The sequence below is a fragment of the Micromonospora sp. NPDC049645 genome (assembly GCF_040675155.1).
Taxonomy (GTDB): Bacteria; Actinomycetota; Actinomycetes; order Mycobacteriales; family Micromonosporaceae; genus Micromonospora.
Map to the genome: position 1 here is coordinate 182,574 of NZ_JBFAOI010000009.1, position 23,041 is coordinate 205,614.

20 protein-coding genes are annotated in these 23,041 nt (G+C 72.9%); 14 read left to right on the plus strand and 6 right to left on the minus strand.

Translation table 11 applies throughout. The features are described 5' to 3' along the window. The first annotated feature begins 121 nt into the window (after positions 1-121). Positions 122-2,644, plus strand: a complete 2,523-nt coding sequence (locus AB0J33_RS21285; protein WP_363615740.1) for a bifunctional (p)ppGpp synthetase/guanosine-3',5'-bis(diphosphate) 3'-pyrophosphohydrolase — start codon at positions 122-124, stop codon at positions 2,642-2,644. A gap of 91 nt (positions 2,645-2,735) precedes the next feature. Here the strand turns inward: AB0J33_RS21285 and AB0J33_RS21290 are convergent, their stop codons facing one another. Beyond that, positions 2,736-3,575 (minus strand): peptidylprolyl isomerase, encoded by an 840-nt coding sequence (locus AB0J33_RS21290; protein WP_363615741.1) that lies wholly within the window; start codon positions 3,573-3,575, stop codon positions 2,736-2,738. A 59-nt stretch (positions 3,576-3,634) separates the two neighbouring features. After that, positions 3,635-4,519 (minus strand): peptidylprolyl isomerase, encoded by an 885-nt coding sequence (locus AB0J33_RS21295; RefSeq protein WP_363615742.1) that lies wholly within the window; start codon positions 4,517-4,519, stop codon positions 3,635-3,637. Positions 4,520-4,789: 270 nt separating this feature from the next. Here AB0J33_RS21295 and AB0J33_RS21300 point away from each other — a divergent pair, with 270 nt between their 5' ends. From AB0J33_RS21300 to AB0J33_RS21310, 3 genes are all read left to right on the plus strand, one after another. After that, positions 4,790-5,500 carry an MBL fold metallo-hydrolase gene (locus AB0J33_RS21300; RefSeq protein ID WP_363615743.1) on the plus strand — a complete coding sequence of 237 codons (711 nt, stop codon included), beginning with the start codon at positions 4,790-4,792 and terminating at the stop codon, positions 5,498-5,500. Positions 5,501-5,571: 71 nt separating this feature from the next. Then, on the plus strand, positions 5,572-6,900 hold the full coding sequence (hisS, locus tag AB0J33_RS21305; RefSeq protein ID WP_363615744.1) for a histidine--tRNA ligase: 1,329 nt from the start codon (positions 5,572-5,574) through the stop codon (positions 6,898-6,900). A gap of 71 nt (positions 6,901-6,971) precedes the next feature. Beyond that, the gene (locus AB0J33_RS21310; RefSeq protein WP_363615745.1) at positions 6,972-7,913 is read left to right on the plus strand and encodes an acyl-ACP desaturase; all 942 of its coding nucleotides are present in this window, start codon (positions 6,972-6,974) and stop codon (positions 7,911-7,913) included. Between the two features lie 125 nt (positions 7,914-8,038). Here the strand turns inward: AB0J33_RS21310 and AB0J33_RS21315 are convergent, their stop codons facing one another. After that, a complete protein-coding gene (locus AB0J33_RS21315; protein ID WP_363615746.1) occupies positions 8,039-8,554 on the minus strand; it encodes a PaaI family thioesterase in 516 nt (171 codons plus the stop codon). A 55-nt stretch (positions 8,555-8,609) separates the two neighbouring features. Between AB0J33_RS21315 and AB0J33_RS21320 the strand changes: the two genes are divergently transcribed. Beyond that, on the plus strand, positions 8,610-9,086 hold the full coding sequence (locus AB0J33_RS21320; RefSeq protein ID WP_363615747.1) for a helix-turn-helix domain-containing protein: 477 nt from the start codon (positions 8,610-8,612) through the stop codon (positions 9,084-9,086). Between the two features lie 284 nt (positions 9,087-9,370). Then, the gene (locus tag AB0J33_RS21325) at positions 9,371-10,417 is read left to right on the plus strand and encodes a S1 family peptidase (RefSeq protein ID WP_363615748.1); all 1,047 of its coding nucleotides are present in this window, start codon (positions 9,371-9,373) and stop codon (positions 10,415-10,417) included. A 114-nt stretch (positions 10,418-10,531) separates the two neighbouring features. On the opposite strand, the gene AB0J33_RS21330 is transcribed toward AB0J33_RS21325, so the two are convergent. Both AB0J33_RS21330 and AB0J33_RS21335 read right to left on the minus strand, forming a co-directional pair. Continuing rightward, positions 10,532-11,155, minus strand: a complete 624-nt coding sequence (locus AB0J33_RS21330; RefSeq protein ID WP_363615749.1) for a DUF998 domain-containing protein — start codon at positions 11,153-11,155, stop codon at positions 10,532-10,534. A gap of 110 nt (positions 11,156-11,265) precedes the next feature. After that, complete coding sequence (locus AB0J33_RS21335) at positions 11,266-12,000, minus strand: DUF998 domain-containing protein (RefSeq protein ID WP_363615750.1); 735 nt, start codon at positions 11,998-12,000, stop codon at positions 11,266-11,268. A gap of 154 nt (positions 12,001-12,154) precedes the next feature. Between AB0J33_RS21335 and aspS the strand changes: the two genes are divergently transcribed. From aspS to AB0J33_RS21355, 4 genes are all read left to right on the plus strand, one after another. Continuing rightward, positions 12,155-13,960, plus strand: a complete 1,806-nt coding sequence (gene aspS / locus AB0J33_RS21340) for an aspartate--tRNA ligase (protein ID WP_363615751.1) — start codon at positions 12,155-12,157, stop codon at positions 13,958-13,960. Between the two features lie 151 nt (positions 13,961-14,111). Further along, positions 14,112-14,255 (plus strand): hypothetical protein, encoded by a 144-nt coding sequence (locus AB0J33_RS21345; RefSeq protein WP_363615752.1) that lies wholly within the window; start codon positions 14,112-14,114, stop codon positions 14,253-14,255. 83 nt (positions 14,256-14,338) lie between these two features. Then, on the plus strand, positions 14,339-14,938 hold the full coding sequence (locus AB0J33_RS21350; protein WP_363615753.1) for a helix-turn-helix domain-containing protein: 600 nt from the start codon (positions 14,339-14,341) through the stop codon (positions 14,936-14,938). 114 nt (positions 14,939-15,052) lie between these two features. Next, the gene (locus AB0J33_RS21355) at positions 15,053-16,339 is read left to right on the plus strand and encodes an MFS transporter (protein ID WP_363615754.1); all 1,287 of its coding nucleotides are present in this window, start codon (positions 15,053-15,055) and stop codon (positions 16,337-16,339) included. Positions 16,340-16,374: 35 nt separating this feature from the next. On the opposite strand, the gene AB0J33_RS21360 is transcribed toward AB0J33_RS21355, so the two are convergent. Further along, positions 16,375-17,115: a GNAT family N-acetyltransferase gene (locus AB0J33_RS21360; protein ID WP_363615755.1), complete on the minus strand. Its 741-nt coding sequence runs from the start codon at positions 17,113-17,115 to the stop codon at positions 16,375-16,377. Between the two features lie 139 nt (positions 17,116-17,254). On the opposite strand from AB0J33_RS21360, the gene AB0J33_RS21365 reads away from it, so the two are divergent. The 4 genes from AB0J33_RS21365 to AB0J33_RS21380 all read left to right on the plus strand — a co-directional run bounded on the left by AB0J33_RS21365 (position 17,255) and on the right by AB0J33_RS21380 (position 23,023). Further along, positions 17,255-17,467, plus strand: coding sequence for a hypothetical protein (locus AB0J33_RS21365; RefSeq protein ID WP_007458297.1), 213 nt, complete (start codon positions 17,255-17,257; stop codon positions 17,465-17,467). Between the two features lie 74 nt (positions 17,468-17,541). Beyond that, positions 17,542-19,080, plus strand: a complete 1,539-nt coding sequence (locus tag AB0J33_RS21370; RefSeq protein ID WP_363615756.1) for a replication-associated recombination protein A — start codon at positions 17,542-17,544, stop codon at positions 19,078-19,080. Between the two features lie 2,633 nt (positions 19,081-21,713). After that, complete coding sequence (locus tag AB0J33_RS21375) at positions 21,714-22,409, plus strand: hypothetical protein (RefSeq protein WP_363615842.1); 696 nt, start codon at positions 21,714-21,716, stop codon at positions 22,407-22,409. A gap of 149 nt (positions 22,410-22,558) precedes the next feature. Further along, positions 22,559-23,023: a DUF948 domain-containing protein gene (locus AB0J33_RS21380; RefSeq protein WP_363615757.1), complete on the plus strand. Its 465-nt coding sequence runs from the start codon at positions 22,559-22,561 to the stop codon at positions 23,021-23,023. The last annotated feature ends 18 nt before the right edge of the window (positions 23,024-23,041 follow it).

A 23,041-nucleotide genomic window follows, 5' to 3' on the forward strand; every position in this document is an offset into this window, starting at 1 on the left:
AGGGGACCGTCCAGGCGGGTAGCATTGCCCTTTGCTGACGCCGGCGGTACCCCGTCCGGCGGGCGAGACCAGGCCGGTCGATGTTCGGCTGGCGTGTTTCCGGCGAGCGGTGAGGAGGCCGGTGTCCCACGATGTCGTCCCTCCGGCGGAGGGCACGGTGCACCCGACAGGCGACGCTGACGGCTCGGTGAGCGACCGGACAGGCGACGCGCCGGCCCGGGTGACGGGCACCGGCAACGGCTCCGGCAGTGCTTCCGGCGAGAGCGCGTTGCGCCCGACCAGCGGCCCGCCGAACGCCGAGGCGTCGCCCGGCGCCGACGGTGTCGTGGTGCCGTTCCCGACCGACGCGGGCATCGACCCGTCGCCCAGCGGTGGCTTCGGGCTGTCCAACGCGCCCACCGGCCGGCGGGTCCGTGCCCGGTTGGCCCGGTTCAACGCTCCCTGGCAGACCTCACAGGTCAGCGAGGTGCTGGAGCCGCTGATCGCCAGCCACCGGGACAACCACCCCAAGGCCGACGCCCGGCTGCTCCAGCGTGCGTTCGACACGGCCGCGCGGTGGCACTCCGGGCAGTACCGCAAGTCCGGTGACCCGTACATCACCCACCCGCTCGCGGTGGCGACGATCCTCGGCAACCTGGGGATGGACACCACCACGCTGGTCGCCGCGCTGCTGCACGACACCATTGAGGACACGGAATACACCCTCGACCAGATGCGCGCCGACTTCGGCGGCGAGGTCGCCCTGCTGGTCGACGGCGTCACCAAGCTCGACAAGGTCAAGCTGGGCGACGCGGCCAAGGCCGAGACGATCCGCAAGATGGTCGTGGCGATGGCCAAGGACCCGCGGGTGCTGGTGATCAAGCTGGCCGACCGGTTGCACAACATGCGCACCCTGACCTTCCTGCCCCGCCCCAAGCAGGAGCAGAAGGCCAAGGAGACGCTGGAGATCCTGGCGCCGCTGGCGCACCGGCTCGGTATGAACACGATCAAGTGGGAGTTGGAGGACCTGTCCTTCGGCACGCTGTTCCCGAAGCGCTACGAGGAGATCAACCGGCTGATCGGGGAGCACCAGCCGCAGCGTGAGGCGCTGCTGCGGCAGGTGACGCAGAAGGTGCAGACCGACCTGAAGGCCGCCAAGATCAAGGCGGAGACCACCGGTCGACCCAAGCACCTCTACTCGATCTACCAGAAGATGATCGTGCGGGGTCGCGACTTCAACGACATCTACGACCTGGTCGGGGTGCGCATCCTGGTCGACACGGTTCGCGACTGCTACGCGGCGCTGGGCGTGATCCACGCCAACTGGCAGCCGGTGCCGGGCCGTTTCAAGGACTACATCGCGATGCCCAAGTTCAACATGTACCAGTCGTTGCACACGACGGTCATCGGGCCCACCGGCAAGCCGGTGGAGATGCAGATCCGCACCTACGCGATGCACCGCACCGCCGAGTTCGGCATCGCCGCGCACTGGAAGTACAAGGAGCACAAGGGCACCCAGATCGTCGGCCCGCCCGCGCACATCGACGAGATGACCTGGCTGCGGCAGCTGCTCGACTGGCAGCGCGAGGCCGCCGACCCGAGCGAGTTCCTGGACGCGCTGCGCTTCGACCTGTCCAGCCAGGAGGTGTACGTCTTCACCCCGAAGGGTGACGTCATCCCGCTGCCGACCGGGTCGACGCCTGTCGACTTCGCGTACGCGGTGCACACCGAGGTGGGGCACAAGTGCATCGGGGCGCGGGTCAACGGCAAGCTGGTGCCGCTGGAGTCGACGCTGTCCAACGGCGACGTGATCGAGATCTTCACGTCGAAGTCCGAGACGGCCGGCCCGACACAGGACTGGCTCGGCTTCGTCAAGAGCCCGCGCGCCCGCACCAAGATCCGCCAGTACTTCAACAAGGAGCGGCGCGAGGAGGCGATCGAGGCCGGCAAGGACGCGATCGTCAAGGCGATGCGCAAGCAGGGCATGCCGTTGCAGCGGATGCTCACCTCCGACGCGCTGATGTCGATCGCCCGCGACCTGCACCTGGCCGACGTGGCCTCGCTCTACGCGGCGGTCGGCGACAGCCAGGTCTCCGCGCAGTCGGTGGTGCAGAAGCTGATGGCCGCGTACGGCGGCGAGGAGGGCGCGGCGGAGGACATCGCCGAGACCGCCGTCGCCACCCGGCCGCCGCGCAGCCGGCAGAGCAGCAGCGACCCGGGCGTGGTGGTCCGGGGCGTCAGCGACGTCTGGATCAAGTTGGCCCGCTGCTGCACCCCGGTCCCACCGGACTCGGTGTTCGGCTTCGTCACCCGCTCCGGTGGCGTGAGCGTGCACCGTGACGACTGCGCCAACGCCGAGGACCTGCGTGCCCAGAGCGAGCGGGTCGTCGAGGTGAGTTGGAAGCTCACCTCCGCCTCGACGTTCCTGGTCGCCATTCAGGTCGAGGCGCTGGACCGGCACAAGCTGCTGGCCGACGTCACCCGGGTGCTCTCCGACGAGCGGGTCAACATCCTGTCCGCCACCGTCACGACCACCCGGGACCGGGTGGCGGTGAGCCGGTTCAGCTTCGAGATGGCCGACCCGAAGCACCTGGGTCACCTGCTGGCCACGGTCCGCAAGGTCGACGGCGTCTTCGACGCCTACCGGGTCACCTCCGGCGCCTGACGCCCTCCGGGCCGCCGCCCCCGACGCGTACCCCGGACACGACAGCGCCCGCCGGCTCAGCCGGCGGGCGCACTGTCGTCTACGCGGGGTGTCAGCTCTGCGGCGGGCTCATCGTGAGGTCCTTGATGATGACCTCCTTCTTCGGGTGGCCGCCGCCGGCCTGCTGGGCGAACGCGCCGTCGTCGCCGGCCTTGGCCACGTCCTTGACGAGGTCCATGCCGCCGGTGATGGTGCCCAGCACGGTGTACGCCGGGTCCAGCGGGGAGTCGCCGAACACGATGAAGAACTGGCTGCCGGTGGTCCCCGGGTCCTGGGACTTGGCCATCGCGATGACACCCTCCGGGTACGGCGGGCGCTTGTCGGTGGGCAGGTTCTCCTCGGCCATGCGGTAGCTCGGGCCGCCCTGACCGTCGGTGTCCCGCCAGCCGTTGCCGGTGGCGCTGGGGTCACCACACTGCAACACCTTGATGCCCTCGGTCACGAGGCGGTGGCACTTGGTGTTGTCGAAGAAGTTCTTCTCCGCGAGGTAGGAGAAGCTGCCCGCCGTGCACGGCACCAGCGACCGGTCGACCTTGGCGGTGATCGGCCCGAGGTTGGTGTCGATCGTCATGGTCTGCACGCCCTTGGCGGACTGCTGGTTGCCCGGCACCCCCACGTCCTTGATCTGCGGGGGCCGCTGCTCGGTGGGCAGCGCGTTGTACGCGCACTCGGCCGCGCCGGCAGCCGGCGCGGCGGTGTCGCCCTTGTCGTCGTCGCCGCCGAGGCTCACCGCCAGCCAGACGGTGCCGGCGACCACGAGCACCAGCGCGGCAGCCGCGCTGACGATCGCCGTCGTCTGCCGGCGCTTGCGGGCCTTGGCCGCGCGCTCGGCCATCTCCTTCTCGAGTCGGGCGCGTGCCGCCGCGCGCTGCCGCTCTCTGGTGGACGTCACGCCTGGATCCTCCTGGCTGTCTGCTGCTGAGTGCCGCTTGGGTGGGTGGTGGCGCCCGGTCAGCCGGCGCTGGGGCTGCTGGCCGGGGCGCCGGAGGCCGACGGTGCCGGTGCCGCGCCGGTGACCGGCTCACCGACCGTGAGGCTCTGGATCGTCACGTCGGTGCTGGGCTTGACCTTGGCCCCGGTCCCATTGTCCACGGTCGGGAGGGCGCCGATCTTCTCCACCACGTCGAGCCCGCCGGTCACCCGGCCGATCACCGGGTACTTCGGGTCGGCGGTGGTGAAGTCCTTGAAGAAGATCAGGAACTGGCTGCCGTTGCCGCCCGGCGGGTTGGAGACCATCGCCACGGTGCCCTTGGGGTACGTCGGCGGTTGGCCGGGGGCCGGGCTGGCCGACGGTGACGCCGACGGCGCGTTCGGCACCTCCTCGTCGTAGAACGAGTAGGTCGGACCACCGAGACCGGTGCCGCTCGGGTCGCCGCAGCGCAGAGCACCCTCGGTGGTGATCTCGTGGCACTTGGTGTTGTCGTAGAACGACCGGCTGGCCAGGTGCGCGATGCTCGCCGCCGCGCACGGGGAGTTGGTCAGGTTCAGCTCCGCGGTGATCGGCGCGCCCTGGTTGGTGGTCACGGTCATCGCCCGGGTGCCGTCGGTGGGCAGATCCTTGGTCGCCGGCGTGCCGACGTCCTTGAGGTTGGTGTTGGCCGTCGCGTCCTGCGGCGTCCAGAGGCAGGTGTCCTCGGCGGCCGCGTTCTGCTTCGGGTCGGAGTCGAACGCTCCGAGCGCCCAGGCCGAGCCGGCCACGACCAACACGAGGATCAGAGCGGCGCCGACACCGGCCTGGATCTGCCGACGGTGCCGCGTGGCGGCGGCCCGGCGAGCCAACTGCCGGTCGAGCTTGGCCCGCGCCAGTTTGCGCTGCCGGTCCCTGCTGGAAGCCACAGGTGCTCCCCTTTCCTCTACCTGGTCGTCGCCGGCGGCCGGTCGCCCCGGCCCGTCCGGGCGTCACGTGTGCCGCGCCACACGCCCGCCAGAGTGTACGGCTAGTGACTGGGAATGTGGTGTACGAGGTCCACCCCATCCCGAGCAGCGTTTATCGGACGTTGTCACTGTGCCGTACGAGGCCCGAGGGACGGACGCGGCGAACTCGCTCGGCCCGACCGATAGGCTGCTGGGCAGGATGACAGCTGCTCGACGGAAAGGACAGCGCCCGTGCTCGTGGCCGGCTTTCCCGCGGACGCCTTCGGCACCAACTGCTACGTGGTCGCCACCGCGCCGGGGGAGCAGTGCGTGGTGGTCGACCCCGGCATCGGGGTGCTCGACCAGCTCGACGCGCTGCTCGCCGAGCACCGCCTGCATCCGGCCGCCGTGCTGCTGACCCACGGCCACCTGGACCACACCTTCTCGGTCGCGCCGGTCTGCGGTGCGCGCGGCATCACCGCGTACGTGCACCCCGGCGACCGGGAGATGCTGGCCGACCCGGCCAAGGGCCTCTCGAGCGACCTGAGGTCGCTCTTCGGCGGCCGGCTGAGCTACACCGAGCCCGAGGACGTGGCGGAGTTGACCGACGGCGCCACCCTCACGCTCGCCGGGCTGGAGATCGCCGTCGACCACGCTCCCGGCCATACCGGCGGGTCGGTGCTGTTCCGGCTGCCGGGCGCCGGGTCCGGCTGGGAGGCCGACGAGCTGTGTCTCTCCGGCGACGTCCTCTTCGCCGGTTCGATCGGCCGCACCGACCTGCCGGGCGGGAGCATGCCGGCCATGCTCACCAGCCTGCGCGACAAGATCCTTCCGCTGGCCGACGACACCGTCGTGCTGCCCGGCCACGGCCCCAGCACCACCATCGGCCGCGAGCGCGCCAGCAACCCGTACCTCATCGAGGTGGCCGGCACGTCGCCGGCCGCTCCCACCCGGGGCCTCTAGATTTCGTCCGCGCCGCGCGCGGACCCACGACACCACCGCGCCGCGGGCGCGGAACCGCAAGGAGTACGCCGATGAGCAAGCCCACGCCCATCTCCGGCTTCCCGGAGTGGACCCCCGGCCAGCGGATGATCGAGCAGTTCGTGCTCGACCGGATCCGGGCCACCTTCGAGCTGTACGGCTTCGCGCCGCTGGAGACCCGCGCCGTCGAGCCGCTGGACCAGCTGCTGCGCAAGGGTGAGACCTCGAAGGAGGTCTACGTGATCCGGCGACTGCACGCCGACGCCGAGGGTGCCGGCACGGACGACCAGCTCGGCCTGCACTTCGACCTGACCGTGCCGTTCGCCCGGTACGTGCTGGAGAACGCCGGCAAGCTGAACTTCCCGTTCCGCCGCTACCAGATCCAGAAGGTGTGGCGGGGTGAGCGGCCGCAGGAGGGCCGCTACCGGGAGTTCGTCCAGGCCGACATCGACATCGTCGACCGGGACACCCTGGCGCCGCACCACGAGGCGGAGATGCCGCTGGTGATCGGGGACGCGCTGGGCTCGTTGCCGATCCCGCCGGTGACGATCCAGGTCAACAACCGCAAGATCAGTGAGGGGTTCTACCGGGGCATCGGGCTGACCGACCCGGAGGCGACGCTGCGCGCCGTGGACAAGCTCGACAAGATCGGCCCGGCGAAGGTGACCGAGCTGCTGGCCGAGACCGCCGGGGCGAGCGAGGCGCAGGCCAAGGCGTGCCTGGCGCTGGCCGAGATCTCCGCCCCGGACGCCTCGTTCGCCGACGCGGTCCGGGCGCTCGGTGTGAGCGACCCGCTGCTCGACGAGGGCATCGAGGAGCTGGTCCGGGTGGTGGAGACCGCCGCCGAGCACTCTCCCGGTCTCTGCGTGGCGGATCTGCGCATCGCCCGTGGGCTGGATTACTACACGGGCACCGTCTACGAGACCCAGCTGCGCGGCTACGAGCGGTTCGGCTCGATCTGCTCCGGCGGGCGGTACGACAACCTGGCCAGCGCCGGCGCGGTCTCCTACCCCGGGGTGGGGATCTCGATCGGGGTGACCCGGCTGCTCGGGCTGCTCTTCGGCGCGGGGGAGCTGTCGGTGTCCCGTTCGGTGCCCACCTGCGTGCTGGTGGCGTTGGCTGACGAGGAGCACCGCCCGGACAGCGGTCGGATCGCCGCCGCGCTGCGGCGGCGCGGTATCGCCACCGAGGTCTCACCGAGCGCGGCGAAGTTCGGCAAGCAGATCCGGTACGCCGAGCGGCGCGGCATCCCGTACGTCTGGTTCCCGGGCCTCGACGGGGCGCCGGACGAGGTGAAGGACATCCGCTCCGGTGAGCAGGTCACGGCCGGTGCCGAGGACTGGACGCCACCCGTTGCGGACCTCAAGCCGACGGTCGGTTGAGTGTCTCCACTGGCGCTAACGGCCGCGGGGACCTACGGTAGCGTAAGTTACGCCACCGTAGGGAGTTTCTCGTGACCGTCAGCACCACATTGAGTCAGACCGCACTGCTCGTCGAGTTGGAGCCGGTGGTTGCCCGCAACCTGGACCGCCACCTCTCGCTCGCCAAGGAGTGGTTCCCGCACGAGTACGTGCCGTGGAGCGAGGGGCGGACCTTCGACGGGCCGCTCGGCGGCGAGGCGTGGTCGCCGACCGACTCCACCATCCCGGACGTGGCCCGCACCGCGCTGATCGTGAACCTGCTGACCGAGGACAACCTGCCCTCGTACCACCACGAGATCGCCACCCTGTTCGGCCGGGACGGCGCGTGGGGCACCTGGGTGCACCGGTGGACCGCCGAGGAGGGACGGCACGGTGTCGCGATCCGCGACTACCTGACCGTCACCCGGGCGGTCGACCCGGTGGCGTTGGAGCGGGCCCGGATGACGCACATGTCGGAGGGCTACACCAACGCCCACGGCGACGAGGTGCTGCACTCACTGGCGTACGTCTCGTTCCAGGAGCTGGCCACCCGGATCTCGCACCGCAACACGGGCAAGGCCACCGGCGACCCCGCCTGCGAGGCGCTGCTGGCCCGGGTCGCCGCCGACGAGAACCTGCACATGGTCTTCTACCGCAACCTGCTCGCCGCCGCGTTCGAGCTGGCCCCGAGCCAGGCCATGCGGGCCGTCGCCGACGTGGTGGCCGATTTCCAGATGCCGGGCAGCGGCATCGACGGCTTCGCCCGCAAGTCGGTGGCGATCGCCCTGGCCGGCATCTACGACCTGCGGCAGCACCGCGACGAGGTTCTGCAGCCGGTGTTGCGTCAGTGGGACGTCTTCAACGTGACCGGCCTCGACGCCGACGGTGAGGCCGCCCGCGAGCAGCTCGCCGCCCAGCTGGCGAACCTGGACCGCGCCGCCAGCCGTTTCGAGGAGAAGCGCGACGCCCGAGCCGCCCGCCTAGCCCTCCGCTAAACCCCACCCACCCACCCCACCCACCCCCACCCCCTTCGCTCGCGTTGATCAAGAGGTTTCGGTCACCGGAAGCCGGTTTTCTGACGCAAACCTCTTGATCAACCCCGAAGCGAGGGAGGGGCGGGTCAGGGTTGGGGGAGGAGGGGGAGGAGGAGGCAGGTGCTGGTGGCGTGGGCTATCAGGCGGGCGCCGGCGTCGGTGATGCGGGCCTCGGCCAGGGCCGTGCGGCGGCCACGTTGCAGCACCGTTCCCTCACAGCGCAGGGTGCCACTGTCGACGGTCACCGGGCGGAGGAACTTCACGTTGAGGTCCAGCGAGGTGTAGCCGACCCCGGCGGGCAGGGTGGTGTGGACGGCGCACCCGGCGGCGGTGTCCAGCAGGGTGGAGAGCACGCCACCGTGGACACTGCCGAGCGGGTTGTAGTGGAACTCCTGCGGCGTCAGCTCGACGACGACCCGGCCCTCGTCGGCTTCCATCCGGGTCATGTCGAGAAGATGCATCACCGGGGGCGCGGCCAGTTCGCCGGCGATCATCGCCCGGAGCATGTCGAGGCCGCTGCGTCGACCGACCTGGGCGGCGTTGACCGAGGGGTCCGCCCAGGTGAAGGTACGGCTGCGCGCCGGTTCCTGCATCTGCGTCATGGACGCAGCCTGGCAGCACGTTGCTGAGTCTGTCAATGAGACCTAGCCTGGTCCGATGAGACCCGCGGCACTGGACTGGTCGGTGGAGAACTGCACCATCGCGCGAGCGATGGCGATCCTCGGTGAGCGGTGGACCCTGGTGGTGCTCCGCGAGGTGTTCACCGGCGTACGCCGCTTCGACGACATGCGGGTGCGCACCGGCATCCCGCGTCAGGTGCTGACCAACCGGCTGGCCGGCCTGGTCGAGCAGGGTGTGCTGAGCCGCGAGCCGTACCGGGAGCCGGGCAGCCGGCTGCGCCACGAGTACCGGCTGACGGAGAAGGGCTTCGACCTGTGGCCGGTGCTGGTCGCGGTGCTCGGATGGGGCGACCGGTACCTCGCCGACGCGGAAGGACCGCCGCTCAGCGTCACGCACCGTGACTGTGGCGCCGAGGTGCGCGCCGAGCTGCGCTGCGCCGACGGGCATGACGTGACTCGGCCCCGCGACGTGGTTCCCGCCCCGGGTCCCGGCGCCCGTCGCCGTAACCCCTGACTCGGTGCGCGCGACGCGCGGCGCGACGAAGCGTCGATGACCGCGCGTTCCCGATGTGGATCGGCTGTCGTTGGGTGTGACGGTGGCTGTTCACCAGCGTGTCGGTGGTGTTGCGGCCGTGTGGCCGGCCAAGATCGCCAAATTCGGGCGAATCCAAGCCTTGTCAATGATCTTAAGTATGTGAATACTTCAGTCTCAGTCGGCCGGTTTCCCCAGATCGGCCGGGTTGCCCTCGGGTCAGCCGCCCCCGGCAGACCCGCTCCCCCGCCCAGGAGGTTTGTTACATGCGACCCACGAGGTCCTCATTCCGCGTTGCGGCTACCGTAGCCGTTTCCGGAAGCCTGGTTGTCGGCTCGCTCATCGGCGCGCCCGCCCAGGCCGCTCCCGCCGCGTCGCCCGACGCGGCCGCCGCGATCTCCGCGGAACTCGGTGACCGCTCCGCCGGCTCGTACATTGACGCCAGCGGCAAGTCCGTCGTGACCGTGACCGACGCGGCCGCCGCGAGCAAGGCGAGCAAGGCCGGCGCCGTCGTCCGCTACGTCACCCGCGGTGCCGCCGAGCTCAACCGGGCCACGGCCGACCTGGAGCGCTCCGCCAAGATCCCGGGCACCGCCTGGTGGAGTGACCCGGTCACCAACCAGGTCGTCGTCTCCGTCGACAGCACCGTCACCGGGGCGAAGCTGGAGCGGGTCAAGGCGGCCGCCGCGCGCGCCAACGGCGCGGTCCGGATCGAGGCCGAGGCCGGCGTGCTGAGCACCCGGATCTCCGGCGGCCAGGCCATCTACGCCGGTGGGGGCGGGCGCTGCTCGCTCGGCTTCAACGTGCGCAGTGGCAGCACCTACTCCTTCGTGACGGCCGGCCACTGCACCAACATCTCGGCCAGCTGGTACTCGAACTCCGCCCAGACCGCGCTGCTCGGCACCCGCACCGGCACCAGCTTCCCGGGCAACGACTACGGCATCGTGCGGCACAGCAACTCGGCCAACGCCGCCGGCAACGTCTACCTCTACAACGGCAGCTACCAGGACATCACCAGCGCCGGCAACGCCTCCGTCGGTCAGTCGGTGCAGCGCTCCGGCAGCACCACCGGCCTGCGCGGCGGTTCGGTGAACGCGACCAACGCCACGGTGAACTACGCCGAGGGCTCGGTCTCCGGTCTGATCCGCACCAACGTCTGCGCCGAGCCGGGCGACAGCGGCGGCTCGCTCTTCGCCGGCAGCACCGCCCTGGGTATGACCTCCGGTGGTAGCGGCAACTGCCGCACCGGTGGCACGACCTACTTCCAGCCGGTCACCGAGGCGCTCAGCCGCTACGGCGTCAGCGTCTTCTGATCCACGCACCGCTCGCGGGCCGTCGGAACACTCCGGCGGCCCGCGTCGCGTGCGCGATCCCGGGACTTGCGGTCGCGTGCGCGACCAGGAATTCCCGCCCGGACGCGGCGCTGCTCAGCCGGGCCCGGACGATCGCGACTGGCGTTGAGCGGCCATGGCGGTCAGTACGGCGGCCAGTGGTGCGACCGCCTCGGCGGCGGCGACCAGCCGCTCGGTCAGCCCGATCCACGCTCCGTCGGTGAAGAACTCGACGGCGAACCAGCCGATCAGCCCGAGGAGGACCGCCGCCGTCGCGAACCCCGCCCGGCGTACGCGAGCCGAGCTGTCCCGGTGAAAGGCCGGCGCCGCTCGACGGGGCACCGCCAGGGCCGGCCAGACGGCCAATGCTCCGAACGCCACACCGGCGGCCACGGCGTGCGTCGTCGAGTCACCGGTCGGGTTCTGCGGGAACGCGACCACGACCAGGGTCGCCAGCCCGCCCAGCGCGAGCAGCCCTCGGCCCGCCGGGGCGGCGCTGACCAGGCCGAGCGCGGTCGCCAGGTGACAGAGGCCCAGGCCGGCCAGCCCGATCGTCATGATCCAGCGATGGTCCGCGCCGCTGGCGGCGAGCGCGCTGATGGTCTGCCGCACCGGATCGAACCCGTCGGGCTGGGCCGCCTGCGCGAGTGTCCAGCCGCCGACGAGAAACAGGGGTGCGCCACCGGCCGACAGCAGGGCCCAGCGGGGAACGGTGGACATCGTGCGATCGTAGCGATGCGATTGGCGGGAGCGCCGGTTCGCGCGTTCGGCCCGACGGGCCGGCGTCGCGGGCTCCAGGCCAGGCGGGCCAGATCAGGCGGGGCGACGTCTCACGGCAGCCGGTCCGGTCGGCCGGGGGCGGGCCCGCTCGGCGGTCCGAGCGGATCCGGGGGCACCACGCCGATGGTCGGCAGGTCCGGGCCGACGCGGACGGTGCCGTCGGCCGACCACGCGAGGTGCGCCCGCCGGGCGGAGAGGACCGCCAGCAGCGGCCAGAGCGAGACCGCCACCGCGGTCACCCGCTCGGCCAGCCCGGTGCGGGATCCACCGGTCACCTCGAATGCGCACCACGCGAAGAGGGCGAGCAGTACCGCCGTGGCACTCAACCCCACCGCCCGGCGGAACGCCCAGGGCGGCTCCGGTCGGGTGGGGTGCTCGGTGTCGTGGCCGCGCGGCAGTCGCAGCGCCGAGCCGGCCGGCCACAGCACCAGCGCGAGGACGGCCACCGTCGCCGCGATGCCGTGGCTGAGCGAGCCACCGACCGGCGGCCGGGGAAACGCGACCAGCGCGATGGTGGCCACCCCGCCGATCGCCAGCAGGAATCGGCTGGGCAACCCGGCCGCGTGCAGGACGGCGGCGACCGACAGGTAGCAGCAACCGAGCAGCACCAGGGCCACCACCATGATCCACGCGTCGGTGGCGTCCTGCCCGGCCAGCTCGCTGATGGTGTCCCGGACCGGGTCGTACCCGACGGGCTGGCGGGCCTGCGCCACCGTCCAACCGGTCACCAGCAGCACGGGCGCGGCTGCCGCCGTGACGACGGCCCAGTTCGGTACGGCGCGCATTTCGCCACGTTAACCGGCACGGCTGTCGGGCGAGTCGGCTTCGCCGGTCCACCCCACCAGCGAATCGTGCCGGCCTGCCGGGTGCCCGGAGGCGGGGCGGCCACCCCTGACAGAATGCCGGTGAGGACTGTTCCACGATGAGGAGTTGCCAGCCGTGATCCGTACCCACAATGCCGGAAGCCTGCGCGCCGCGGACGCCGGCTCGACGGTGACGCTCGCCGGCTGGGTGGCCCGCCGCCGCGACCACGGCGGGGTCATCTTCGTCGACCTGCGCGACGCCTCCGGTGTTGTCCAGGTGGTGTTCCGCGAGGAGGATGCGCACGCGCTGCGCAACGAGTTCTGCGTGAAGGTCGTCGGCGAGGTGACCCGCCGCCCGGCCGGCAACGAGAACCCGGAGCTGCCCACCGGCGAGGTCGAGGTGACCGCCGCCGCGCTGGAGGTGCTCTCCGAGGCGGCGCCGCTGCCCCTGCCGGTGGACGACCAGATCGAGGCCGGCGACGACATCCGGCTCCGGTACCGCTACCTGGACCTGCGCCGCAGCGGCCCGGCGAACGCGCTGCGGCTGCGCTCGCGCGCCAGCCAGCTCGCCCGGGGCGTGCTGCACGAGCGGGACTTCCTGGAGATCGAGACGCCGACGCTGACCCGCTCGACGCCGGAGGGCGCCCGCGACTTCCTGGTGCCGGTGCGTCTGCAGCCCGGCAGCTGGTACGCGCTGCCGCAGTCGCCGCAGCTGTTCAAGCAGCTGCTGATGGTCGGCGGCATGGAGCGCTACTACCAGATCGCCCGCTGCTACCGCGACGAGGACTTCCGCGCCGACCGGCAGCCGGAGTTCACCCAGCTCGACATCGAGATGTCGTTCGTCACCGAGGACGACGTGATCGACCTCGGCGAGGCGATCGTCTCGGCGCTGTGGCAGGACCTGGCCGGGCACGAGATCACCCGACCGATCCCACGGATCACCTGGCACGACGCGATGGCCCGGTACGGCTCCGACAAGCCGGACCTGCGCTACGGCGTCGAGCTGACCGAGCTGACCGACTACCTGCGCGGCACCGAGTTCCGGGTGTTCGCCGGGGCGATCGACGCGGGCGGCTACGTCGGCGCGGTGGTGATGCCGGGTGGTGCGGCGCAGAGCCGCAAGGAGCTGGACGGCTGGCAGGACTGGGCGAAGGCACGCGGCGCGCGTGGCCTGGCGTACGTGGTGCTGGACGCCGAGACCGGCGAGGCGCGCGGCCCGGTGGCGAAGAACCTTTCCGCCGAGCATCTGGGTGGGCTCGCCGACGCGGTCGGCGCCAAGCCGGGTGACGCGGTCTTCTTCGCCGCCAGCGCCACCACCCGTGAGGCACAGGAACTCCTCGGCGCGGCCCGCGTCGAGATCGCCAAGCGGTCCGGCCTGATCGACGAGAGCGCCTGGGCGTTCTGCTGGGTGGTCGACGCGCCGATGTTCGAGCGTACGGACGAGGGCGGCTGGACGGCCGTGCACCACCCGTTCACCTCGCCGAACTCGGAGTGGGTCGACCGGTTCGAGGAGGCTCCGGACCGGGCCCTGGCGTACGCGTACGACATCGTCTGCAACGGCAACGAGATCGGCGGCGGGTCGATCCGTATCCACCGGGGCGACGTGCAGCAGCGGGTCTTCGACCTGCTCGGCATCACTCCCGAGGAGGCGCAGGACAAGTTCGGCTTCCTGCTGGAGGCGTTCAAGTACGGCGCCCCGCCGCACGGCGGCATCGCCTTCGGCTGGGACCGGGTCTGCATGCTGCTCGCCGGTGCCGACTCGATCCGCGAGGTCATCGCCTTCCCGAAGACCCGGGGTGGCTTCGATCCGCTGACCAGCGCCCCCACCCCGATCACCGCCCAGCAGCGCGCCGAGGCCGGCATCGACGCCAAGCCCAAGCCCGCCGCAACGGCCCACACGGGAACGGCCGGCCCGGCCGCCCCGGTGGCGGACCCGGTCTGACCGCACCCCGCCGCCCTTGCTTGGTTGATCAAGAGGTTTGCGTCATCGTCGCCCCGCGAGATGACGCAAACCTCTTGATCGCCTCCTCGTACGCCGGTTTGCTCAACGCGGGCGGCCTGGAGGCGGTCAGTCGGGGGCGGGGCTGGGCCTGTTGGTTGCGGGGAGCGACGGCCTTGACCCCGCCGGGCTGAAGACCGCCACCGGCGCGGCCACCGGTGTGGTCCGCCCCCTGGACGTACGCCAGGACTCCACCCGCGCGGCCGGCCTGTTGCGCACCGGCTGCGGGGGTGGGTGAGGTTCTCTCGTCAGGTACGGGGCATGCACACTTACGATGCATAACTCTTGTGCACAAGAGTTATGCAGAGATAATGTGCAGTCATGGAGAGCCCCCCACCCGACGGCAGCACCGAGCCGCGGCGCGTCGATCTGGACGGCCGGCAGGTTCGCGTGCTGGCCCACCCACTGCGGATGCGGCTGCTCGGCTCGCTGCGCATCGACGGCCCGGCGACCGCGACGGCCCTCGCCGAGAAGCTCGGCACCAACACCGGCGCGACCAGCTATCACCTGCGGCAACTCGCCGAGGTGGGGCTTGTGTCCGAGGATCCCGACCGGGGCACCGGTCGGCAGCGCTGGTGGCAGGCCGCGCACGACATGAGCCACTTCGACCCCACCGACTTCGACGACGACCCGGATGCCCGCGCCGCCGTGCAGTGGATCCAGGCGGACCAGGTTCGGCTGATGGGCGAGCTGGCCGAGCGTTGGATGGCCGTCGAACACCACCAGTCCCGGGCCTGGCGCGACGCCGCCGGGATGAGTGACCTGGTGCTGCCGCTCGGTCCGGACCGACTACGTGCCCTCAACGACGACCTGTGGGCAGTGCTGATGCGCTATCGCGACGAAGCCGCGACCGATGCCCCGGACGTCAAACCCGTGCACGTGTTCCTCGCCGGCTTCCCACGTCTGGACGAGCGCTGGTGAGCGCGAGGAGTGAGCGGGGTTTGCGAGCCCCGCAGTCGCGAACGGAGACGGTCTGGTGAGCGCGAGGAGTGAGCGGGGTTTGCGAGCCCCGCAGTCGCGAACGGAGACGGTCCGGTGAGCGCGCTGACCGTACGGCAGGTCCGGCGTCGTTATCTCACGCTCTACGGCCTGCGCTGGCTACCCACCGGCCTGATGATCCCGGTGATGATCCTGCTGATGCAGGAGCGTGGCCTGTCGCTGCCGCAGATCGGCCTGGTCAGCACGGCGCAGGGGCTGCTCGTGCTCGCGCTGGAGTTGCCCACCGGCGGCCTCGCCGACGCCCTCGGCCGCCGACCGGTGCTGCTCGCCGCCGGAGTGCTCAACCTCGCCTCCCTCGCGCTGTTCGCGGTGGCCGACTCGTTCGTGCTGTTCTTCGTGGTCTGGGCCCTTCAGGGGATCTACCGGGCGTTGGACAGCGGCCCGCTGGAGTCCTGGTACGTCGATGCGACCCTGGCCGCCGACCCGGAGGCCGAGTACGAGCGGGGCCTCGGCCACGCCGGCACCGTCATCGGCGGCGCCATCGGTGGTGGCGCGCTGCTCAGCGGCGGTCTCATCGCGCTCGGCCCGATCGGGCCGGTCAGCGCGCTCACGGTGCCCGTGCTGGCCGCCATCCTCGCGCAGGCGATCGCTCTGGTCGCCTTGGTGGTGCTGCTGGTCGAGGAACGGCCGGCCACCGGGGTCGCGGCGCTGCGGGCCTCGGTGCTCCAGGCGCCCCGAATGATCGGCCAGGCCGTCGGGTTGCTGCGCCGGTCCCGGGTGCTGCTGGCCCTGGTCGCGGTGGAGCTGTTCTGGGGCTTCGGCATGGTCACCTTCGAGTCGCTGCTGCCGGTACGGCTCGCCGAGGTGATCGGCGACCCGGAACGCGCCGCCGCGTTACTCGGGCCGGCGAACTCCGCCGCCTGGCTCGCCTCGGCCGCCGGCGCGGCCCTGACCCCGTTGCTGCTGCGCTGGTTCGGCGCCGCGCCGGGGGCGGCCCTGCTGCGCATCCTCCAGGGCGTGACGGTGGTGGGGATGGGGCTGTTCGCCGGGCCGGTCGGGGTGCTCGTCGCCTATCTGGCCTGCTACGCCGTGCACGGCGCGTCCAACCCGCTGCACAGTGGGCTGTTGCACCGGCAGGTCGACGGCCCGTACCGGACCAGCGTGCTCTCGCTGAACTCGATGATGGCGCAGCCGGCCGGCGCGCTCGGCGGGGTGGTGTTGACCGCGATCGCCGCGGCCGCCAGCGTCAGCACCGCGATGGTGGTCGGTGCGATCGTGCTGGCCGTCGCCGCCCCGCTCTACCTGCCCGCCTGGCTGGCCGGCCGTCGACCCGCCCCCGCCACCGAGTCGACCGCGGTTCCGGTACCCGCCGCCGACCGATAGAGAGGTCCGCCTCGCCCGACCGCCCGACCGGCCGGTCAGGCGAGGCGGATCGAGCTGAGCGGCAGAACGTTGGTGAAGCCGAGCCGACGGTAGAGCCGGGCGGCGCCGACGTTGAACGTGTAGACCCCGAGCGCCACGATGTCGTGGCGCGCCAGCAACGCCCGGGTCATCCCTGCCGTCAGGGAGGCGCCCAGCCCTCGACCCCGTTGGTCGGGGGCGACGGTCAGACCGGCGAGGAAGCCGACGTCACTCTGGCTGCGGTCCGCGCCGCAGGCCACCAACCGGTCACCGTCGCGGATGCCGTACCAGTCCACCACCCGTGGGTCGCCCGGGCGGGAGGTGGTGCGGGGAAAAGCCTCGTCGATCAGCGCCTCCAGCGCCGGACGGTCGGCGTCGGTGAGCCGTACCACCCGCTGCTCGTCCGGTTGCGTCGGCGGCGACGTGTCGCTCCAGTGGAAGTCCCAGTCGCTGTGCTCGGCCACCGGCAGCCGGTCGGTCAGCAGACCGCGGTCGTGCCGAGGTAGGTGCAGCCGGTGCCCCGGGTGCAGCATTCCGTCGGCAGCGAGCCGGACGCAGATCTCCAGCGCCGGCTCGGCCGCGCCGATCGCGCAGCCGGCCGGGCCGTGCTCGGGCGGCACCAACCACAGCACGGCGCCATCGCGCCGGTACGCGCGCGCCGGCACGGCCCGCCCGAGCGCGTGCCGGGCAAACGGGTGGTGGCCGACTGCGTCCAGGATGGTGACCCGGTCCGTGAGCTCCTGGTCTTCCACGATCATGGGCCCAGCCTAGGAGCCGACTGTGCGACGCCCCCTCCGGGCCGACCAGGAGGGGGCAAATCCACCGTGGAGATTGGCGAGTCGACCGATTGGGTACATCACGCGCCGACCTACTGGGAACCCCCACCGGAGGACCGACATGCTCGCCATTCTCGCGGCCATCGTCTTTGGCTTTGCCCTGCTGCTCGACCTGCTCAACACCGACTTCGGAGCGCCCGACCTGTTCAACTGGAACACCCTCGTACTCATCGGGTTGCTCCTTCTGTCGCTCTACCTGGCCGGCGTGGGCAGCGGCCCGCGCGGCGGTGGCGGCGGCCGTTGGTACCGGGGTCGGCGCCCCGGGCGTGGCTGACCGGAACCGATCACCGGTGGCGGGCCCGCGGCGCGATTCCGGCGTCGTGGGTCCGGCCCGGTACTGTCTTCGTGATGGAGTCCGACGCCCTCTTCTCCCTCGGTGAACCCGCCGGGTCGCGCAGCGCGCCCGCCGGTCCCGCCGGTGTCGACGGCTTCACCGCGGTGGCCGACGATTCGCCCCTGCCCGTGCGGATGCGCCCGGTGACCCTCGACGAGCTGGTCGGGCAGGAGCACCTGCTCGCCCCCGGCGCCCCGCTGCGGCAGCTGGTCTCCGGCGGGGCGCCGATGTCGGTGATCCTCTGGGGGCCACCGGGCAGCGGCAAGACGACCATCGCGCACCTGGTGGCCGGGGCGACCGATCGCCGCTTCGTCGCCATGTCGGCGCTCTCCGCCGGGGTGAAGGACGTGCGGGCGGTGATCGAGGCGGCCCGCCGCCAGCGCCGGTCGGGCGGCCCGCAGACCGTGCTCTTCATCGACGAGGTGCACCGGTTCAGCAAGACCCAACAGGATTCCCTGCTCGCCGCCGTCGAGGACCGTACGGTCACGTTGCTGGCGGCGACCACCGAGAACCCGTACTTCTCGGTCATCTCACCGCTGCTGTCGCGGTGCGTGCTGCTCACCCTGCAACCGCTTGACGACGAGGCGGTGCGGGGCCTGCTGCGCCGCGCGGTCGCCGACAAGCGTGGCCTGGACGGCGCCCTCACCCTGACTCCCGAGGCCGAGGACCACCTGGTCCGGCTGGCCGCCGGTGACGTCCGCAAGGCACTCACCGCGCTGGAGGCGGCGGCGGCCTCCGCCACGGCCCTGGGCGGCGGGCGGATCGACCTCGCCATCGCCGAGCAGGCGGTCGACGTGGCGGCGGTGCGCTACGACCGCGACGGGGACGCCCACTACGACGTGGTCAGCGCCTTCATCAAGAGCATGCGTGGCTCGGACGTGGACGCGGCCGTGCACTGGTTGGCCCGCATGCTGGTCGCCGGTGAGGACGCCCGCTTCATCGCCCGCCGCCTGGTCATCTTCGCCAGCGAGGACGTCGGCATGGCCGACCCCGGCGCGCTGAGCGTCGCGACCGCCGCCGCGCACGCGGTCGAGTACGTCGGGCTGCCCGAGGCTCAGCTCAACCTCGCCCAGGCGGTGATCCACCTGGCCACCGCGCCCAAGTCGAACTCGGCCACCACCGCCATCGGCGCCGCGATCGCCGACGTCCGGGCCGGTCGCGGTGGCCCGGTCCCGCGCGGGCTGCGCGACGCGCACTACGCCGGCGCCCGGGGGTTGGGTCACGGGACCGGATACCGCTACCCACACGACGACCAGCGTGGCGTGGTCACCCAGCAGTACGTTCCGGACGACCTGGTCGGCACCGACTACTACCAGCCCAGCCCGCACGGCGCCGAGCGGTCGGTGGCCACCCGGCTGCCGCTGCTGCGCCGGATCGTGCGGGGTCTGCCGGCACCGGCCGCCCGCCCGGAGACTCCGGGGTCCGAGTCGCCCGTAACGGCGCAGACCGCGCCGGCGCTATCCCCGGGGGCCGACCGTCCGACGACGGGCACCGGTGCCCCCGGCACGATGCAGGACAGCGGCACCGACGCCGCAGGAGAGGGTCAACAGTGAGATCGCGTGGTGGGGACCGCCCGGACGAGGGCCCGGACGAGCGGCGCGATCCCCGCGCCAAGACCCGCCGTTGGGGCCGCGGCCGGGCGGCGGAGCCCGAGCCGGAGGAGCCGGTCGCCGGCGAGGAGTTCGGCTGGATCGACGACCTGCGCTCGGCCAAGCAGCAACGCACCGAGCTGGGCCCGGACGGTGCACCGGCGGAGCCGAACCGGCCCCGCGGGGGCATGCCGCCGGCAGACCCCGCCGGGCCCCGTCCGGGTGCGCCCGCCCCCGGCGGGCCCCGTACGCCGGCGGGACCGGCCGGACCGCGTACGTCGGCGGAGCCGACCGGTGCGCGTACGCCGGCGGAGCCGACCGGTGCGCGCGCAGGTGGGCCCGAACCGTCGGCGCCGCCCGCGCCGCGCCCGGGTGACCCGGGCGAAGCCGCCGCGCGTCGACCGGTGGACGGCCCCTGGCCGGGGGATACACCGCCGGCGGGCCGCCGTCCGGATGATCGGCCACCTGCCGCCGGCCCCGGCGCCCCGGGGCAGCCGCCGCGCCGCGGCGTGCAGCCGGTGCCGGGCGCCCGCGCTGCCGTAGCACCACCATCGCCACCCTCCGGTCGTCCGGGCGGGGGCGACCCGGCCGGGCCGCAGGGGCCTCGCCCGGCCCCTGACGCGTCCGGCGGCCCGGCCCGTGCTCGTGCCACGGCGGCTCCTCCCGGCCCACCTGTCGGCCCACCGATCTCGGGCCCCCCGGCCGGTCGTCGTCCGGACGCCGCTGTTCCGCCCGGTCGTCGTCCGGAGGCCGCTGTTCCGCCGGGCCGTCATGTGGATGCCGCCGCGCCCGGCGGGCAACCGGACGCCATGCCGCGGCTGCGCCGTCCGGACGCTGGCGCGCCGAGCCACCGCTCCGGTCCGGACCCCGTCGAGCCCGGCCGTGCCCAGCCGCCCACCGACGGCGCGCCCGCCGGTCGACGCGCCGCCGGCCCGGCACCCGACCCGGCGCGGGCCGCCGGAACGACCGCCGCCGCCGGCCCGGCCCGCTTCGACGCCGCGCCGGTTGGCGTCGTGCCGCCGGTCGTGGACGGCCTGCTGCCCGACCCCGCAGTCGACCGTGACCCGCGCACCGCCCGGCGTCGCCCGGGTCCGGCCGACCCCGGTGCGCCGGAACCCACCGGGCGGCGGTCCGCCGAGCGCCCCCGTCCGGCAGCCGGCGGACGCCGCCGCGCCGCAGAACCCGACGAACCGCCGGTGCCCCGCTCGGGCAACGCGCCGCCGGTGCCCCGCTCGGGCAACGCGCCGTCGGTGCCGGAGGCGACCGGTGGTCACAGCGGCGCCACGCCCACCATCAGCCCGGCGGATGGCACCGGTCGCCGCCGCGTCGTCTCCGACGAACAGGAGCGCCGAACGCCAGCCGGCGGCGAACCCCGGCTGGACCGTCCGGAGCGGCCCGCGGACTGGCTCCGCCAGGCGGGCCGCCTGCCGCACACCGACCCTGGCCTGCCCGTGGTCAACCGCCGAGGTGGTGGCCCGCCGCCGACGGACCGCCGTCCGGCGCCGCCCACCGTGCCGGGGGATCTCGCCGACCAGACGTCCGGGCGGCTCGGCGTACCGGATCCGGCCGTAGAGCGCACCGCCGCCCGCCGGCCCGCCGGCCCGCCGGCCGACCCGGGCGCGGATCCACCGACCGGTCGTCGAGCCACCCGGCCCGACGCGCCGGGATCCACCGGAGAGCAGACGCCGTACCCGCCCACGCCCGGTGAGCGGCCCGCCCGCGGTCCGGGCGCTGCGGCATCCACTCCGGACCCCACCGGCCGGCGTGGCCGTGCCGTGGCCGGATCCGGCCCGGACGCCGCGCCCTCCCCGGATCCGACCGGACGACGCCGTCGTCCACCCGCCGAGGTCGGCCCCGACGGTGCGGCCGGCCCCGGTCGACCCGGGCCCGCGAGCGGCCACGGCGACAACCCCTACGCCGCTGGGCGACCCGCGCCCGGCGCCGGCCCCGCCGCACCGGCGCGTGGCGCCGCCCGCTCCGCCCCACCCGGCCGGGCCCGACCCATCCCCGGGGACGCGCCAGCACCGGGCGCCGGGCGTCGTGGCGCTGACGGCCCACTGCGCCCCGGCCTGGGTGCCGAGGCGGCACCCCGGGACCCGGCTCGCCCGGATGGTCCGGCCCGTGCGGCCGTTCCGCCGGGTGTGGACGGGCCACCGCGTTCGCGTCCGGATGGTCCGGCTCGCGCGGCCGTTCCGCCGGGTGTGGGCGGGCCACCGCGTTCGCGTCCGGATGGTCCGGCTCGCGCGGCCGTTCCGCCGGGTGTGGACGGGCCACCGCGTTCGCGCCCGGATGGTCCGGCTCGCGCGGCCGTCCGCCCACCCGGCGCGCAGCCACCGACCGACGAACGGGCGACCGGTGAACCGGGCTCGGCCGGGGGTGGTGCGCCGGCCGGCCGACCCGCGCCGGCCGACCGTGCCGCGGGGCGTGCCCTGCCACCGCACCGGGAGCCCGGCCGCGCCGAGCCGAGCGGTGTCGCGCCCGTGCCACCGCCCGGCCGCGTCGGCGAGCCCGTCGGCGTGGCCCGCGCCGCCGCCGCGGTGCCCTCCGCGACCGGCCCGGTGGACCGGCCGGCGCCGGAGCCCGCCGACGGGCCGGCGCTGCGCTCGGCCGGCCAGGACGCGCCGGACGACGACGCCGCACCGGGTGCCCGTTCCGAGGCACGCCGGCAGACGCGGGAACGACGTCGCCTGCGGGCGGCGGTGTTGGCGCTGGTCAGCGTCGTGCTGCTCGGCGCGGTGCCGCTCTTCTTCGGCATCCGGACGTTGAGCCGTGACCCGGTCTTCGACAACCTCGACCAGCTCAACGTGCCCGGCTGGGCGGCCGCGAAGACGGTCGACGACGTCAGCGGCAGCCGGTGGTGCCTGCTCGACTGCCGGCTGCGTGAGCGCACCGTGACCTCGGAGAAGGCGCCCAAGGAGACGGCGCAGGTCTACGAGGACGCGTTGCGCCAGGACGGTTGGCGGCCGTGGAAGGTCGACCGCTGCCCGGAGCAGCAGACGAAGGGCAGCTACACCTGCTGGCGCCGCGACGAGCTGACCCTCGACCTGTGGGTCCGTGAGCCGACCTGTGTGCCACCGCCGGTCGACGGCGAGCCGGCAGTGGTGCCGTCCGAGGATCCGTCGGCCGCTGCGACCGACTGCACCGGCTCGTTGGTGTCGGTGAAGGTACGCAACGCGATCGACGACGAGCGGACCAGGCCACAGCCGACCACCGACCCGTCACTGACCGGAGAGGACCCCTTCCCAACGGTCAGTGCGGATCCGCTGGGTGAGCTGACACCCTCACCGTCGTGAGCCGCTCTCCATCACGGACGGTAGGGTCTGGGGCTGGCGGGCACGCCCGCTACCGGTGACCGTCGACGGTTCGGCGGCCGGTACGGGTGCCATCGTTGTGCGTTCCGAGGACGTCGGGTCCTGCGGAACTCTGCTTGAGGAGGACAGGCGTGGGTGACATTGGAGCCATCGCGGCGCTGATCGCGGCGTGCGCGTTCGCGGTGCTGGTGCTCATCCTGACGCTGCCCATCCTGCGGTTGCGGCACACGGTCGACGCCACCACCCGCATGATCAACGATCTCAACGACCGGACCGCGCCGCTGCTCGGTGACGTGAACACCACGGTGAAGAACGTCAACACCGCCCTGGAACAGGTACAGACCTCGCTCGACGGTGTGAACCTCCAGTTGGCGAAGGTCGACACCATGACCAGCCACGCGCAGAACGTCACCGCCAACGTCGCCAACCTGGCCACCGTGGTTTCCGCCGCGGCCGCCAACCCGCTGGTCAAGGTGGCCGCGTTCGGCTACGGCGTGCGCAAGGCCGCCGCCGGCCGTCGACACGCCGAGACTGAGCGTGAGGTGCGCGACACCATCAAGCAGCAGCGACGGGCCGCGCGACGCGGCAACAGCTGACCGGCCGGGCACCAGGAG

What these genes read in the sequence shown, in the direction of transcription:
- AB0J33_RS21360 (WP_363615755.1), bottom strand. Translation starts at nt 17,115, where the DNA reads ATGATCGTGGAAGACCAGGAGCTCACGGACCGGGTCACCATCCTGGAC.
- AB0J33_RS21320 (WP_363615747.1), top strand. Translation starts at nt 8,610, where the DNA reads ATGAGACCCGCGGCACTGGACTGGTCGGTGGAGAACTGCACCATCGCG.
- AB0J33_RS21330 (WP_363615749.1), bottom strand. Translation starts at nt 11,155, where the DNA reads ATGTCCACCGTTCCCCGCTGGGCCCTGCTGTCGGCCGGTGGCGCACCC.
- AB0J33_RS21365 (WP_007458297.1), top strand. Translation starts at nt 17,255, where the DNA reads ATGCTCGCCATTCTCGCGGCCATCGTCTTTGGCTTTGCCCTGCTGCTC.
- AB0J33_RS21335 (WP_363615750.1), bottom strand. Translation starts at nt 12,000, where the DNA reads ATGCGCGCCGTACCGAACTGGGCCGTCGTCACGGCGGCAGCCGCGCCC.
- AB0J33_RS21325 (WP_363615748.1), top strand. Translation starts at nt 9,371, where the DNA reads ATGCGACCCACGAGGTCCTCATTCCGCGTTGCGGCTACCGTAGCCGTT.
- hisS (WP_363615744.1), top strand. Translation starts at nt 5,572, where the DNA reads ATGAGCAAGCCCACGCCCATCTCCGGCTTCCCGGAGTGGACCCCCGGC.
- AB0J33_RS21350 (WP_363615753.1), top strand. Translation starts at nt 14,339, where the DNA reads ATGGAGAGCCCCCCACCCGACGGCAGCACCGAGCCGCGGCGCGTCGAT.
- AB0J33_RS21370 (WP_363615756.1), top strand. Translation starts at nt 17,542, where the DNA reads ATGGAGTCCGACGCCCTCTTCTCCCTCGGTGAACCCGCCGGGTCGCGC.
- AB0J33_RS21315 (WP_363615746.1), bottom strand. Translation starts at nt 8,554, where the DNA reads ATGACGCAGATGCAGGAACCGGCGCGCAGCCGTACCTTCACCTGGGCG.